Raw genomic sequence first — 15,922 nt, 5'->3', positions numbered from 1 at the left:
TACCTTTGTGTGGGACAGAAATTAATAATCTACTTACGGAGGTTTCCTGCGCCGACGGCAATTGCCATTTTGGCAGGGCTCTTGGGCAGATCGGACCGGGCGTATGGTCGCCCGATCCGTGAGGATTGCTTCAGTCAGCCAAAGACCCAGATGCCAAGCGCCAGCACCAAGATTGCCACCGCAATCATTCCAATAATGCGCGTGGCAGACAGGCCGGAATAGCGCTCCGCAGGCGTGGGTTTTTCCATGTGCTCGGAGTTGGCGACGGGATCGATCTGCGCGACCTCGGCCGCGCCCAGCCGCGCGCCGCCCGCTTCTGCATCGGTGCCCAAAGGGGCTGCGGCAGGATCGGAGAAGGCTACCTTCTCGCCGGTCGCGCCACTGTCGATGCTATGGCGTAGGCGGGTGGGCGCGGCCTCAGGTGCACGATTTTCGGGAGTTTTAGCCTCATCCGTCATCATGTGCACCTTGATCAGCGGCGGTTTTGTCAGCTTTGACCGCACCACGCGCGCCCATCGGCATGGGTGTTCCTGTGGTCGTGTCTACGCGGGTCTGCGCCTCGGCTTCGGCGTTGATCTCTGCGCCTGTCAAAACCAGTAGCGCCGAAATCCAAAGCCACATCAGCAAGATAACCACGCCTGCAATGGCGCCAAAGGTCTCTTGGTAGCTGGCAAAGTTTTTGACGTAGACGGAGAACGCGGCAGAGGCGCCAACCCATAGCAATGTGGCCACAATGGCGCCGGGCGTCAGCCAGCGCCACTGGGCCGGTTGGCGTGCGGGCGCGAAGCGATACAGAACCCCAAGCCCGAACATGGTTAACACCAGCAACGCCGCCCAACGCGCAACCGCGATCAATGCCTCAATCGTAACGCCGAGGGTCAGGATCTGCAGGATCGATGGCAAAACAACCGTCGCGGCCAGACCTGCGATCATGCCACAGACCAAGAACACGGTCAGACCGATCTTTAACGCGTAGCTGTGCAGAAAGCCTCGGTCATCTTCCTCATCGTAGGCGACGTTGATCCCTTCGATCAGACTGCCCACACCAGAGGATGCCGAGTAGATCGCCAATGCAATGCTGATCAGCAGAGCTAACCCCAACCCGCCTTCGCTGCTGCCGGTCACGGATTCCGCCTGTGTGATGATGATGTCGGCAGCGGCTTCGGGGACAAACTGGGTCAGCGTGGACATTTGCGCGGACATTTCGGCGGGATCAAACAGCAGGCCAGCGATGGCCATCAAAGCGGTGATCCCGGGGAAAATCGCAAGCAAGCCATAGAACGCGACGCCCGCGGCAATCAGTGTCAGGTGATCCTTGGACACCTCGGTCTTGACCCGCTTAAGGATGGCAAACCACCCGCGCCATGGAATATGGCGCGGGCGTTCGGCCTGATGGCCTATTTGGTCAGCGGCGCTCACGAGGGCTGCCCCAGCTTTTGCTTTTCGGCTTCATCGCGGCTGGCTGCGGCCACGCGCGAAATACCGTCTTTCACCTCGTTCGCGGCGTGTTCCACCGCAGAGGTTTCGCCGGGCGCGGACCCATCGATTTTGGCGCGTTCTTCCTCCAGCACCTCTTGGGCTGTGGCAGCGGCACGGTCGGCGACTTTGACGGCCTTTTGACGCTCGATCTCGAACATGTCGCGGGCCTGATCGTAGTAGCGGTCAGATTGGCGGCCGATCAGATCGTCTTCCTGTTTGGTACGCGGCAGGGCGCTTGCCAGAATGGCACCGGCGGCCAGAGCCAGACCACCCACGACCAAGGGGTTCTCGGTGTAGAACTCTTCGGCGCGGTCGCGGCCGTCCCGTGCGGTCCGCGCGGTGGCACGGCGGGCTTTGACTGCGGCCCAGCGGGCGGCAACGACGCGTTCGCGCGCTTCCTCGGTCAGGCTTTCCGTGCCTCGGGACAGGCGGCGGCGGATGCGGCGGGCCTTAGCCGCTGCGCTGTCGCGGGTGCTGCGCAGGCTATCTGCTGCGGAGTTCGCCGCATTCGTGGCCCCATCGCGTGCAGCGTTTGCATGGCGCTGCGCGGCGGTTCGGGCGTTTTCCGCCCCGGTCGCGATGCCATCGCGGGTCGAGCGGACACCATCGTGCAGGGACGCGGACGCGTTGCTGACAGTCTCACCGGCGCGTTGGCGCGCCTGCATCAGGCGCTCACGAACTGCGGGCGATGCGTCCTCGTCCGAGTCCGCATCGTCGATCTCGATATCGACCCAATACATGTCGTCATCGGCGTAGATCCAATCGTCGCCGTAGGCGCCATCGGTTAACACGCCGTCGCCTGCATGATCGGCCAGCGAGCCGTAAGGGTCCGTCGCAACCGGCGCACGATCAGAGGGCAGCGGGGCAGGGCGCCGGTGGCGGAACAGCGGATCGGCGCTTTCGCGGCTGGGCGTCACGGATTGCACGGCGCGTTTGTCCTCGTCCCAGGACCGCCCGCTCATCAGCCATGCAAGACCCACGCCAGTGACGGCCAGCGCCACAGGGTTGCGTTTGACGGACTGGGTAATAGCCTCACCAATGTCAGAGCCATGATCGCCCAGACCACGGGTCAACTCGCGGAAAATACGCTCCGGCGAGATGCGGTCCTGCAGCTCGTCCACAGTGCGGTTCAGCTTTGCGCGGTCGCGCTCAATGTCGCGTTCGATTTGATCGGGGGTGCGGCTGTCAGACATGGTCTTTGCCTCCTGTGAGGGTGCGCGTGTCGCGCTTGATGTTCTCGGCCGTGCGGGTCGGCGCAAGGCTGGACAGTTTCAGATCACTAGTGCCTTTGGACACAAGGATCGCCGCAATCACGCCCAAAACGACGCCGAGGATCAGCGCGGCCCAGCCAGCGTCAAGGCCGGCTTCTGTCAGACCGGATACGACGGCTGCGGACAGCACGTTGAGGGCCGTCAAAGCAATGACGACGGCCGCGACCAACATGCCCAAGGCGGCTGCAGCGCGACGCAGGTTCTGGTCCACTTCGGCGCGGGCGAGGTCGACTTCGCCACGCACAAGGGTTGAGATCTGTTTGATCGCGTCGGAAAACAGCGATCCGGTGCTTTCGGTGCGGGTCTGGTCGGTCATTTGATCGCTCCCGATGTGGCAACCGCAGGGGTGGCGGGGGTCAGGGTCCGGCCTTCGTCCACAGCGGGTGTGGCCGTCCCTGCCGGTGTGGCGGGTGCCACGGGATTGGGACGGAGGATCTCGGCTTCCATTTCGTCATCCTCTGCCGGGCTGCCGAATGTCTCGGCCAAGTCGACGGAGCGGTGCCGGTTGCGCTCGGATGCGCGCAGCATCCGCGTCCCGGCAAAGCCCAGCAGGGCCGCGCCACCGAGGAACGCCAGCGGGTTGCGGCGTGCAAAGGATGTCAGGTCGTTGGCCATCTCGCCAAAGTCCTTGTCGCGGATGGTATCTGATACATCCGCCAGCGCGTCGGCCATCTGGCCAAAGGTACGTTCTTGCGGCGAGCCGTCACGCAGCTCCCCTGCAGCGCGGCGCAAAGCGGATTCCATATTGGAAATTTCGTCTGCTGCGCCTGATTTTGCGGCATCGCCGTGGCGTCGAGCCTCGGCGGCCGCGCGGTTTTTGAGTTGCTCAGCGCTTTCGCGCGCTTCATCGGCTAGGTTTTGGGCGGCATCGGATGCGGTTTCACGGCTGTCACGTGACCCGTCCGCGCGTGTGTGTACGTCGGTCATCTGCTCTTCCTAAGATTGTGTGAGTGGCCGTTAGGCGACGAAGTTCAGCAGGGCTACAACGATCACGAAGAGCCCGACCAGATATATGATACTGTGCATTTCAACCTCCTCCGCGGGGGCTTGTCTCTTCCCGCAGTGCGTGTACCGAAATGACGCGTGAGCCGGACAGAAGTTCCCGTGGGGCTGGTGAAATTTGAATGTTGACGGTTTCCGTTTGAGGGCTAAAGCCTGTCCGCCGGCAGGTCGATGTCACCCTGTGAACGTTGTGTGAATTGTCTGCGGGCGGCGTTGACAGGGTTGGGAGGGGCGTGCTGTAGTTTCGGCATTTAATGACCCGTTACTAAATTTAGGATCGCATTTTGTCGTCCTTTCAGCATTCTCAAAGCCGCGCATTGCGGACTGATTTTCAGCACGTGTTCATCCCCTTGACGCCGGATGTGACGCAGGGCTTTCGGTGGACGGCTTTCGATGGCTACACATTTGCCGAAGCCTACCGCACGGCCCCTGTTGTCGCGGCGGAGATCCACCAGATCGGGGCCTGTGGGCCGATCGTGTTCGAGGCGACCGATACGGTCCCACAGCCTGCGGTTTTGTTGACCTTGGGGGCCGCGTCGCTGATCCGCGCGGGGCAATGGACCGGAACATACGTTCCATGCAGCCTGCGGATGCATCCCTTCGGGGCCACGTCGAATTCTGAAGCGGTTCTGTATGATCCCGACAGCCTATGTTTGTCCAACCCCGACGGTATGCGGGCGGTGGATCAAACCGGGGCAGTGACGGAAGATTTCCGGCGTATCAAATCCTTTGTCGGGGCCTTCCACCGCTTCGCGCGTCATACTGAGCGGGCCTGCCGCATGCTGGCCAAAGCTGAGCTGTTTATACCCGCCCGCGACCTGTCAGCTTTGGATCATGAGGCCTGCGAGGGGCTGTTTGTGATTGATCGGGCGCGGCTGGCCAAACTGCCGCAGACGTGGCTGGCGCCGCTTCACAGCACCGGCGCGCTCGAGATTGCCTATGCGCATCTGACGTCGCTTGGGACCTTGGCGAACCTGCGCCGTACGTTTGTGCGCCGCGATGGCCAAGCGGAGGCCGACAAGGGGCAAGGCGCCGCTGCGGATAATTTCCTGTCCGCCATGGGTGCGGCCTACGGCTCGGAAGCAGAAACTGATTTGTTATTGGATCTGTCATGAGGCGGCTCGGGGTGCTCTTGCCGTTGGGCCTTTTGATCGCGGGATGCGAGACGATACCGGTTCCGGTCGGGGCACCCGCGCCGCGACCGGCCGTGGCAGAGCCTGTTGTGGCAACCTCGACGCCCCGACCCGTGCCAAAAACCGCAGGGTCGCTTGCAGGAACCGCATTTGGTGCCTCCGTCCGAAACGCGGTTCTGGCCCATCCCCGGCTGGGACAGGCGGCCGCGCAAGTCGGGTCGGCTTTGGCAGATTTGGAGGCTGCAAAGGGCGCGTTCCGGCCCGCTTTGTCCACGGGGATTGATTTCAGGTCCGAAGTGTCTGGCCGGGACGGGGACCGCCGCGATGCGGTTGACCCCTATGTGCGTGTCAGCCAGCTGATCTACGACGGCGGGGTGTCGCGGCATCAAAAAGCCGCAGCCACTGCAGATGTGGCACGGGCCGAAGATGACCGTATTGCCACGGCCGCCAGCGTGGCTATGGCCGCTGTGGAGGCACAGGTGAACCTCGCCTCCGCCTATCAGGAACTCGCGTTGCGGCGTGAAAACTTGACCACGCACAAATCATTCCTGTCGCAGATGCAAGAGCGTCGGGACGTGGGGGCCGGATCTGAATCCGACTACATGACCGCGCGGTCTCGGTTCGCCGACGCGCAGACAGCCCTTGTGGATGCCGAGGCCGAAGTGGAACGCAACCGGGCGCTTTATGCCGAGGCTTTTGGCATCGCAGCCAGTGGTTCCACGGTCTTTCCTCCGCAGGCACCCGATCTGTTAACCAACCAGTCGCAGGCACTGTCACAAAGCCCACGGTTGCGTACCTTGGACGCGCAGATTGCCGCGTCACAGGCACGGCTTGCCGTCGCACGGGCAGGGCGCATTCCCCGGATCGAGGCAGGGGGCACCGCCTTGCCCGGTGATGATGGCGGCGCTGATGTCGTGTTTGATCTGTCGGTCGAATACCAGTTCGACACCCGCCGCCAAAGCGCCGCAGGCATCCAGCGCGCTGAGGCCGACGTGAACGGGTTGATGGCTGAAAAGGACTTGCTGTTGCGTGATATCACCCGCGCGTTGGAATTCCTCGCCTCGGACCGGATTGCCGGGCAAAAACGGCTCTCCGTCGCGCAAACCGCCGTGTCGGCCAACCGCCTGAATGTGGCAGCCGCGCGGGATGAATTCCTGATCGGACGTTCGACATTGCTCGACGTGCTCGACAAGCAGCGCGATTACATCAACGCGCAGCAACGTGTCATCGCAGCGCGGGCCGATCAAATTCTGGTTGGCTATCAGGCGCTTGCCCTGACCGGGGATATCGTCCCCGTCTTTGGCATCGCCACTGGCGAAGGAGACAGGCTATGAAAACTGCCCCTTTTGGCCCCAAGATTTCCGCTGTTCCTCCAGCAGACGACACGGACACACAACGCGGGCTGACCGCAATGGAACGCTGTGTCTTGCATACCTGTAGCGAGCTGGATCAGCCGATCACCCATGCCACGCTTTATGCGTCTGTGTCCGACGAAAGCGGCAACCTTTCCGTGCCTGATGTCCTGCATCTGGCAGAGGGCGCAGGGTTGGTGGCCGCTTTCGGAAAACGCAAACTGGCCAAGTTTGACAATGCGCTGACGCCGGCGATTTTGATGCTTGAGGAGGGGCGTGCGGTGGTCTTGCACGAGATCTCCGCCGAGAGTTGTGTGATCTACGACCCTGAAGTCAGCGACGAACACGCAGACGCACAACTGACCACGCTGCCACGCAACAAGCTTCAGGACGCATATGCTGGCTATGCGATCCTGATGCGTCGGCAATTCAGCGAGGACATCGGCCAGCGAAATGCACAGCGCGGTCACTGGTTCTGGGCGCCATTGCTGGCGAACCGCTGGTCCTATGCGCAGGTCGTTTTGGCCGCCGCACTGACCAGCATATTGGGTCTGGCCACGTCGATCTTTACCATGGTGGTCTATGACCGGATTTTGCCTAACGAGGCGACGGAGTCCTTGATCGCGCTGACGCTCGGTATGGCGGTTGCCTTGATTTTCGATTTCGGGCTGAAAACGCTCCGCGCGAGTTTCATTGATCGCAGCGGGGAACGTGCGGATCTGCTGATGGGACGCCGCATATTCGATCAATTGCTGGATTTGCAGATGGCCGAACGGAAAGGGACAACCGGCGCAATGGCCAATACCCTGCGCGAATTTGAAACACTGCGAGAGTTTTTCAATTCCGCGTCAATCGTCGCAACTGTGGATCTTCCTTTTATCGTTCTCTTTATTTTTGTGATTCACCTGATTGGTGGGCCATTGGCGCTTATTCCCATAATTGCCGTGCCAGTGGTTTTGGTCGTGGGAATGGCTGTTCAGCCATTCCTTGCCAAATTGGCGCAGTCGAGCGCGGGGGATGGGCAGTCCAAACAATCCGTATTGACCGAAACATTGATGGGGCTAGAGACAATCAAAGCTTCTGGCGCTGCGCGATATATGCGCGCAAGGTGGGAGGATGCCATTTCCCGGCAATCGCGCCACGGTGGGCAAAGCCGCGCGATCACGCAATTCGCGATGAATGCCACGGCATTCACGCAGCAATTGGCCCAGGTTATGATTGTCTTTTACGGTGTATTCCTGATCTCCGAGGGAGTGACCTCGATGGGGGCGCTAATTGCCAGTGTCATTTTGACGGGCCGCTGTTTAGGACCGCTGGCTCAATTGGCCCAAACACTAACGCGCATCAATCAGGCGCGGACGTCTTATCGCAACTTGGACGCGATGATGAAGGCCGGAAACGAGCGTGCATCAGATCGCAAATTTGTCTCGCGCCCCACGCTTCAGGGGCGGATCACCTTTGATGATGTGCGGTTCACCTATCCCGACCAACTTGTCGAAACATTGAAAGGTGTGAGCTTTACCATCCAACCCGGTGAAAAGGTTGCCATTCTCGGGCGCATCGGGTCCGGAAAAAGCACGGTCGGCCGCATGCTTTTGGGATTGTACCAACCGTCTCATGGCGCTGTCCGGGTCGATGACGTGGACATCCGGCAGATCGATCCCGGGGATTTGCGGCGCAATATCGGGTCCGTTCTGCAAGATGTCTGGCTGTTCACCGGCTCGCTGCGCGACAACATCGCCATCGGCGGTGTGCGCCCAACGGACGCGGCGATCCTGCGGGCCGCCCGCATTGCGGGGGTCGAGGAATTCGCATCCCGCCATCCCGAAGGCTACGATATGGTGCTGGGCGAAAAGGGCGAAGGCTTGTCTGGCGGGCAACGTCAGGCGATCACATTGGCGCGTGCCTTGGTCGGTGCCCCGCCGGTTTTGTTGTTCGACGAGCCGACGAGCGCGATGGATGTGCAAAAAGAGGCCGAGGTCATTCGCAACCTCCGCGACACGCAGGCCGATCAGACCATGATCGTGATAACGCACCGGACGTCTTTGCTGGATCTTGTGGACCGTGTGATCGTCATCGCGGATGGCAAGGTGCAGGCGGATGGACCGAAATCGATCCTCAAGCGCGGAGCAGCAGCAGGGCCCGATAACGTACAGCCGGTTTCGGTTGCAGGAGCGCGGAAATGAGCCAGGATTTCGACCAGTTCATAAAGCAAAGCAGGGCTTCAAGCCCGCTCCGTAATTCACTGCTTTTGTTTGGGATAATCGCGTTTATGGGTGCGGCGTCCGTATGGGCCGCAATGACCGAGATCGATGATGTGACGCGGGCCGACGGGCGCGTCGTGCCGTCAGGTGATGTACAGTTGATCGAGGCCTCGGAAAACGGTGTTCTCGAACGGCTTTATGTCAGCGAGGGGCAAATCGTCGAGGCAGGTGATCCGCTGATGGAATTGGATGGGGTGCAGCTGACCTCGCAATTCGATCAGGAACAGCAGCGGGCCTATGGGTTGATGGCGCGCATTCAACGGCTGGAGGCAGAAATCAACGGGGCTGAGCTGGTCTTTGACGAGGACTTGGTCGTGCGTGCGCCGGAAGTCGTGAAGTCAGAGGCCTCCCTTTTCACGGGTCGACTGGACGCCTTAGCAACGGAGATCAAGATACTGGAAAACCAGCGTTTGCAGCGCGAGCAGGAGCATCAGGAAGAGCTTACCAGTTTGCATACCGCCGTGACCACGCTGGAAATTCTGGATGAAGAACGCGCACTGATGGAGCCTCTGGTGACGCGGGGGATCGAGCCGCAGACCACCTTGCTGACTCTTAGGCGCAACCAGGCGGATTGGCTTGGGCGCAAGTATCGGTCCGAGGCGGTGATCGCCCGGCATGATTCAGTCATAGCCGAGATTGATGCGCGCATCGCGGCGGAACGCAGGCGCTACCGGTCGCAGGCTTTGACCGAGCTTGCGATTTCCACGGCTGAACTGGAGGCGTTGAAGCCAGCCCTTCCGGCCCTCCAGCAGCGTGCGCAACGGGCGCTGATCCGGGCCCCTGTGCGCGGCGTCGTGAATCGCATTCACAGGACAACCTTGGGCAGTATGGCGCAGTCCGGTGAGGAGTTGATCGAGATCGTGCCTTTGGACGATTCTTTGTTGGTCGAGGCTTATATTCAGCCCCAGAACATTGCATTTCTTTATCCCGGACAGCCAGTCAAGGTTAAGCTGACCGCTTATGATTTCGCGCGCTACGGCAGCTTGGATGGTGAATTGGTCCGCATTGGGGCAAACACCGTTCAGCGTAACGAACGTAGTGACGAGGAAGTCTTTATCGCCGAGATTCGCACGAGGGGCACAATTACAGATGCCAATGGCGAGGATGTCCAGATTATGCCCGGAATGGTGGCGCAAGTTGATATTCTAGCAGACCGAAAAACGGTTTTGGATTACATAACAAGGCCTTTAGTGAAGGTCAAAAACGAAGCATTCCGTGAATAAATTAATGAATACGTAACGAACTAAAGTTTTTTCTTGTCTTGGTTCGGATTGGCTTGCTAGGCCTGAGATATTCAAATTCATAGCCAGTATTCCGGCTAGTGCACGTCGTCGCCTCGAAAGTGACGTATTTTAATGACCGAAGGGTTGAAAAGATGAATTTCATGCCGCACAGCGCATCTATAAATGTCTCCCGTGAAAAGCAGCGTCTTCAGCGTATTTTCAGACTGATACATGAAACATCGGCGCGCAGGATTATGACCGCTGCGGGTGGTTTGATCCTTTTGCCCGCATTGGCACAGGCCCAAGATGGGGGAGAGCTTCCCGCGCCGCAGATTGCAGCAACTGAAGTCCAAGAGAACGGTACTGTAAAAGTGACCCTTGAAAACGGGCAAACTTTTGTTGTCGCCGCGGCTGAAGCGACCATTGGGGAAGACGGAGTTATCGTCTTGTCCGATGCTGCACTTCAGGAAATAGCAGCAGCCTCGGCAGCTATGTCGGGCGACGCTTTTGCGGCAGCGGGCATCGGGGAAATGGGCGCCGCTGCAGGTGCCGGTTTGCTGGCGCTCGCGGCCCTTGCAGGTGGCGGCGGCAGCGGCGGCGGTGGAGGTACCAGCAGTGGAGGTACCAGCAGTGGAGGGGGCAGCAGCGGTGGAGGCTCTTCGTCTTCGGCTATGGTCACCCGCACCCTCAAGGTGATCGACGCACCTCTGGAAAACGCCTTGGTCTTTTATGACAGCGACCGCGACGGGCAAGCTAATCAATCAGAGTATCTGGGCCTGACCGGCGCGAATGGCGAACTGGACATCGAATATACGCCTGTGACCGGCGGTTCCTTTATCATGGTGCCGGCCCCGATCGCGCAATCGGTGGCGGATGGTTACGGCTGGTCGGATGCGTTTACCGAACAGTTCGATGGGGTGGTCACGCGCGACACCGTCACGGACAATATTTTTGATCAGGTGCTGAGCGCGTCTGACAGCGGGGCAGACGGCAAAGATGTCGTTGTGTCGCCCGTCAGCAACCTGCTGGCCGCCGGTGTGTCCGAAGAGGTAATGCGTGAATTCCTTGGCCTGCCCGAGGACATCGATCTGGAAAGTTTCGACTTTAGCGCCTCGCTTGCCTCTGACGATCCAGCCATTCAACAGGCCGCACAGATCATGTCGACGGCTGCTGTGGCGCTGAACAGTGTGATCAAGGCAGCCGTTACGGCGGCTTCGGCTTCAGGTACGCTGACGCCGGAGCAGTTGCAGCAGGTGGCCGTGAAAGCGGCGCAGGATACCGCGACGGTCATTGCCTCTCTCCCGGCAGGCACCTCTGCCGCGGATGCCGCGCTGATCGCCACATCGGTGGCGACAGCCGGCGCGCTCAACCCCGACGTGGATACCGGCGCAATGGTGGAGCAGATTGCGGACTTTATTGAGGCTGCTGATGATGCGGGGGCTGCGGAAGCCGCTGTAGCGAATGCGCTCGACGATCTAAGGGCCTCCGGTGCCCTGAGCAGCGAACAATCCAATGTAATCATCGCCACCGCGGACGCTGTTGGTCAGTCGACGCAGCAAGTGGCTGAAATCTTCGCGGACCTCGACATTGAAGAGGGACAAAGCATTCGTGACGCTTTGGACGCCGCCGGTCTGGACGAGGCCACCGACAATGGTCTGGCGGCCGTGCAGGACGCGGTCAACGAACAGCTTCTGGGCATTCGTTTGGCGGAGGACAGCAACAGCGCGGTCGAAGGCCAGTCGGCCTTTATCGAAGGCAATGTGCTGGCGAATGATTTCTACACGGACGGGACAGACCTGCCCGGCGAGACCGTCTTGTTGTCGGTCAATGGCTCGGCCGTGCCGACGCCCGAATTTGACACCGAGGTGAGCAAGGATTTCTCGCTCTCGACCAGTTCCTCCTACCGCTATTCCTGGTACCGCGACGAAAGCGGCGCATGGCGCTACACCCGCGTTGGTGCGCAGACGGAAAGCGCCGAGAACCTGATGCAGGCGATCAATTTCAACGGTGAGATGCCCTCGGGCTACGCCAGCGATGATTTCTATCAGGACCTGTACGATTACTATTCCGATATTTACCAGCGGTACTACGGAAACCGGTTCACCGACGAAGAGATCGACTACTACGCTGATCGGTCGGCGACATATGTGGCCCGCTACTACGAGGGGCGCGACTACGATCCGGTTGACGGCTCGATGGTGCATCAGACCGTCACCGTGGACGCGGGCACCGTCCTGACGTTCGACTATAATTTTGCCAGCTACGATTATCTGCCCTACGGCGATTATGCCTTTTTGGCTGTGCAGCAGGTGGATGAGTTCGGGAATCCGATTGGCGCGGGAGAAATCCTGACCGGTCTGGACAACAACGGCCTGCCCGCTTTGGGGGATATCGAGGGCAAGGACGGCCTGTTCCAGGGGATTTGCGTCTGGCGGAACGTCGACGGCAGCTTTAGCTACGAGTTCACCGAAGCTGGCACCTACAACATCGGCATCGGGACGGTCGATGTCGGTCGCAACGGGGCCAAGGCGCAGCTTGAGGTGTCCGATTTCGCGATGCTGAACGGTGGCACGGATGTCACCCCCGACGGGTTCGAAGAGGACTTCGAAGCAGTGGGCAACGTCACCGCCGACGCCTTTGCCCAGACCAGCGAAACCGCCTTGTTCATCCAAGGCTACTACGGCACGCTTATCATCTCGGGCGAGGGCGATTACGTCTATCAGGTTGGCGGCATCAACGCCGAGCCGATCCCGGATGGCGAAATGGTCACCGACGATTTCACATACTCGGTGCAGTTGCCTGACGGCAGCGTGGCCTCGCAGAACCTGTCGATTGAAATCACAGGGACCGAATTTGGCGACATCAACCAGTCCTCGGTCACAATTTTTGCCGAGGATGTGCTGATCGAGGATGAGGGCGCGCTGGAGGTGTCCGGCTATGTCGAGGGTGTTCCAGAGGCCGCCGAGGTGGTCGTCATCGTGACGGGTGCAGGTGCCTCACCCGTCACCGAAACCTTTGCTGTCACAGACGGCGAGTTTTCAGGCACCTTAAATGTCGATGGGTTTGACGATGGCGATTTGAACGTCGAGGTTCGCGTAGACGGTGGTTTGGCCACCACAGGCGAAATCACCGTTGCCAAAGATACGGTCGTGAACTCCGGCCCGGTGACAGTGGAGATCATCGAGGAGGTTGACGGCATCGCCACGTTCTCTGTCGACGGCTTGTCGGGGGATGAGACTTTGCGCATCGCCTTTAACGATGAGATCGAGACGGTCTTTGTTGGGGTCGTGCAGGATGGTGACAACTTCACCGCTGATCTGAGCGGCTTGGACTCAGGCGGCGTGACCACCACGCTGTATATCACCGATGACAATGGCAACGTGGCTGTGGTCGACGGTCCAAGCATCTTCCGCCCGGAGCTTTCGCTGGAAATTCCGGTGATTAACTCGGAGAATGTGGACGATGTGACCCTGTCTGGATCCATTGACGTTCCTTACGACAACTGGCCGGTCACGGTTCGGGTTGAGGACATTGAGGGGACGGTTCTGGAATTCACACAAACCGTCGACTTCGGCAGCGAGTTCCTGTTCGAAGGTCTTGATTTCAGTGTCTTTGCCGATGGTCAGTTGACTGCGACGACCTCAGTCATTCTAGGCGGGGTCGAATATTCGCTGGAAACACAGTCTTATCTTGGCGTCGCCTTTGACCCGCCTGTGGTCACTGTGCTCAACGGCGAAGATGCGCCCGCTTTCGACATCGACGGCGGCGAGCTGACCCTGAGCATCACGGAGCTTGAGCCCGGGGCAACCGGGACGGTGACGCTCACCGATGGCGACGGCAATAGTGTCGAGGTTCCGGTGGACGCTGCGGGCAACGTTTTCGCCGATATCAGCGGTTTCACACCGGGGGATGAGCTAAGCATCAGCTTTGAATTCACCGATGCGGATGGGAACACCGTTGCGGGCACGGCTGACGGCGTGACGGTGCCGGTGGCGGTCAACCTTGGGACCAATACTTTCTACGGTGATCTTCAGGATGCGATCGACGCGGCAGAGCCAGAGGCGCAACTTGAGCTTGCCAAGGGGCCTATCGACGGTGATGTTCTCATCGACAAACCGCTGACCCTGCTGGGCTATCAGGCGGGCACCCCTGTGGGCGGCATTGGCTCGGGCCGTGGCGCCGACATCGGGGCGGAGTCGCTGGATGAAAGCGTCTGGGCCACGGAGGAGACCGTGCTGAACGGCACAGTCACTATCGCGGCCGAGCAAGTCACCATCGACGGTATGGTCTTTGGCAGCGACACTGCGCCGCTGGTCTGGGACGAAAGCCTGATTGATGAGACCACCCCCGGTGCTCTGGATGAATTCGTGCTGCAGAACTCGATCCTTGTGGGCTATGACGCCAGCGGTGCGCTCACCTTCAACGCAGGCAGTGGCAGTCCCAAAGGCACCTACAATGGGGAGCCAGTGGCGGATGGTTGGAACATTTCCGGCAATATCATCGGGGGCCTTTATCCCGATGGCAGTTTCAACGGTGCTCTGAACCTCAGCGGTCTGCAAGGCGCGACAATCGCGGAGAACATCCTGTGGCGGCCGACCGGGGCCCATATGTACGTCAGTTCGCTGCGCGAAACCGACATCAGCGACAACTACTTCTATCACGGTCTACACGCCGGTGGTGCGGACTTTGACGGAATGGCGGAGTTCTTTGCCGATGGAGATGGCTACGGGTATGGGGGCTCCGGCTACGGCTATGGCGGCGAGGGCGCAGATGGCGATACCGTTTACTTTGGCCGCAATTACTGGCTGGAACTAAAGGGCGATAACGAAAACGTGGCGATCACCGGCAACGACGGGGATTTTAACTCCGGCGGTATTCAGCTGTTCGGCGAGACAGAGGGCTACGTCTTCAACAACATCACGATTTCCGGCAACACCTTCGAGGATTTCGTCAACGCCGATCCGTCAGGCATTCTTGGCGAAGGGCGCGCGCAGTCCGGCTTCCAAGGCGCGATCCTTGTATCGGTCGAGGAAGGGTCAAGCGCGGACGGCATCACGATCGCGGACAACCTGATCGAAATCGCCTATGACCAGATCTTCTCGGAGCGTGACAACCCTGTGGGCATTGCGGTGCAGGGCAATGTCGGCAACGTTGATATCGAGGACAACGATATCTCTTGGGTGACCAGCTCTTCGGCGGAAATCCTGGCGATGCTCGACGATCTCGACGCGCCTGGCTCGACCTATGACGGCCCGGTCGGAGGGATTATCCTTGCGAGCGGATTGTCCGGTCAGGTGAATGTCACCGGTAATGATATTACCGAGACGCTGGATGCCGGAACCACAGCCTTCGGCCTGTATGTCCTGCATTCCGAAGAGGGCGGTTATTTCGGCGTGTTCGAGGCCGGTCTCAATGAGGCTGGGAACTCCTATGATATCACAGGCAACAACGTGGCCGAGGTGTTCCTCGACGGGTTCGGCACGGAATTCGATTGGTATGCCACCAACTTCGAGTCCGAACTGATTTACTTCTCCCCAGGGGACGAGCAACTGTTCTACGTGGTGCCCGGTACCAATTTGGCGGATACGATCAACACTGTCCCGTCCCAGACAACGCTGATCCTGCCGCTGAGTGAAGACGATGACATCACCTTGCCTGACGATGCGGAAACCATCGTGCTGGTTGACGCGGTGCCGGACATCAATGGCAGCGATATCGTGCGCAACTTCACTCCCGGTGACTCCGAAGTGATCGACGATGCGGACGAGATTGTCATCGTGGGTCTGGACACCTCTGATCTGCGCGGGAATGGGGAGGTGCTGCAGTTCGTCACCAGCGGCGATACAGTGAACGACGACGCTGGCATGCTGATCTTCACCAATGAAACCACGGACGTCGAAGCCGCAATCGAGGGGCTGGTCGGCCTCAATGATGGCGATGCATTCTATGTGGTGGTTGATCAGGGCGCCGATGCGGACCCGACCATGCACCATGTGGAGATGAACGGGACAGACGCCGAGGTCTCGGCGGCGATGATCGAGCTTGCAGGCATCAGTCTGGGCGATCTTGAGGCGGATAACTTCGCGCCGTTCTCGCCCGAAGTTTGATCACCTGCCTGATCTTTGGGGGCGCAGGGCTTTCCTTGCGCCCCACATTGCGGAGAATTTAATGTCAAAACCGAAGCCATATTTGGCTGCG

10 protein-coding genes are annotated in these 15,922 nt (G+C 59.8%); 5 read left to right on the top strand and 5 right to left on the bottom strand.

Features of this window, described 5'->3' with window-relative positions; genetic code table 11:
• Window positions 1–134 precede the first annotated feature (134 nt).
• Genes ACN5AZ_RS03400 through ACN5AZ_RS03380 form a run of 5 tightly spaced genes read right to left on the bottom strand, consistent with a single transcriptional unit; the run spans window position 135 to window position 3,677 of the window.
• Window positions 135–458: a hypothetical protein gene (locus tag ACN5AZ_RS03400; protein ID WP_419427430.1), complete on the bottom strand. Its 324-nt coding sequence runs from the start codon at window positions 456–458 to the stop codon at window positions 135–137.
• Window positions 448–1,419, bottom strand: coding sequence for a YihY/virulence factor BrkB family protein (locus ACN5AZ_RS03395; protein ID WP_419427429.1), 972 nt, complete (start codon window positions 1,417–1,419; stop codon window positions 448–450). Before ACN5AZ_RS03395 ends, ACN5AZ_RS03400 begins: the two co-directional genes overlap by 11 nt.
• Window positions 1,416–2,672 (bottom strand): DUF3618 domain-containing protein, encoded by a 1,257-nt coding sequence (locus tag ACN5AZ_RS03390; protein ID WP_419427428.1) that lies wholly within the window; start codon window positions 2,670–2,672, stop codon window positions 1,416–1,418. Before ACN5AZ_RS03390 ends, ACN5AZ_RS03395 begins: the two co-directional genes overlap by 4 nt.
• Entirely contained in the window at window positions 2,665–3,066 is a 402-nt protein-coding gene (locus ACN5AZ_RS03385) for a phage holin family protein (protein WP_419427427.1), read from the bottom strand. Before ACN5AZ_RS03385 ends, ACN5AZ_RS03390 begins: the two co-directional genes overlap by 8 nt.
• A complete protein-coding gene (locus ACN5AZ_RS03380) occupies window positions 3,063–3,677 on the bottom strand; it encodes a hypothetical protein (RefSeq protein WP_419427426.1) in 615 nt (204 codons plus the stop codon). Before ACN5AZ_RS03380 ends, ACN5AZ_RS03385 begins: the two co-directional genes overlap by 4 nt.
• Before the next feature lie 413 nt (window positions 3,678–4,090).
• Between ACN5AZ_RS03380 and ACN5AZ_RS03375 the strand changes: the two genes are divergently transcribed.
• The 5 genes from ACN5AZ_RS03375 (at window position 4,091) to ACN5AZ_RS03355 (ending at window position 15,831) form a co-directional block, all read left to right on the top strand.
• On the top strand, window positions 4,091–4,867 hold the full coding sequence (locus tag ACN5AZ_RS03375; protein WP_419427425.1) for a SapC family protein: 777 nt from the start codon (window positions 4,091–4,093) through the stop codon (window positions 4,865–4,867).
• Window positions 4,864–6,219, top strand: a complete 1,356-nt coding sequence (locus ACN5AZ_RS03370; protein ID WP_419427424.1) for a TolC family protein — start codon at window positions 4,864–4,866, stop codon at window positions 6,217–6,219. The genes ACN5AZ_RS03375 and ACN5AZ_RS03370 overlap by 4 nt, the downstream gene beginning before the upstream one ends.
• Complete coding sequence (locus tag ACN5AZ_RS03365; RefSeq protein ID WP_419427423.1) at window positions 6,216–8,423, top strand: type I secretion system permease/ATPase; 2,208 nt, start codon at window positions 6,216–6,218, stop codon at window positions 8,421–8,423. Before ACN5AZ_RS03370 ends, ACN5AZ_RS03365 begins: the two co-directional genes overlap by 4 nt.
• Window positions 8,420–9,724, top strand: a complete 1,305-nt coding sequence (locus ACN5AZ_RS03360) for an HlyD family type I secretion periplasmic adaptor subunit (protein WP_419427422.1) — start codon at window positions 8,420–8,422, stop codon at window positions 9,722–9,724. The genes ACN5AZ_RS03365 and ACN5AZ_RS03360 overlap by 4 nt, the downstream gene beginning before the upstream one ends.
• Window positions 9,725–9,978: 254 nt before the next feature.
• Window positions 9,979–15,831 carry a VCBS domain-containing protein gene (locus ACN5AZ_RS03355; RefSeq protein WP_419427421.1) on the top strand — a complete coding sequence of 1,951 codons (5,853 nt, stop codon included), beginning with the start codon at window positions 9,979–9,981 and terminating at the stop codon, window positions 15,829–15,831.
• Window positions 15,832–15,922 lie beyond the last annotated feature (91 nt).

Source organism: Sagittula sp. SSi028 (assembly GCF_048553715.1).
Classification (GTDB): domain Bacteria; phylum Pseudomonadota; class Alphaproteobacteria; order Rhodobacterales; family Rhodobacteraceae; genus Sagittula.
The sequence above is the reverse complement of the archived record's forward strand: the minus strand, read 5'-3'. Positions and strand labels throughout refer to the sequence as shown.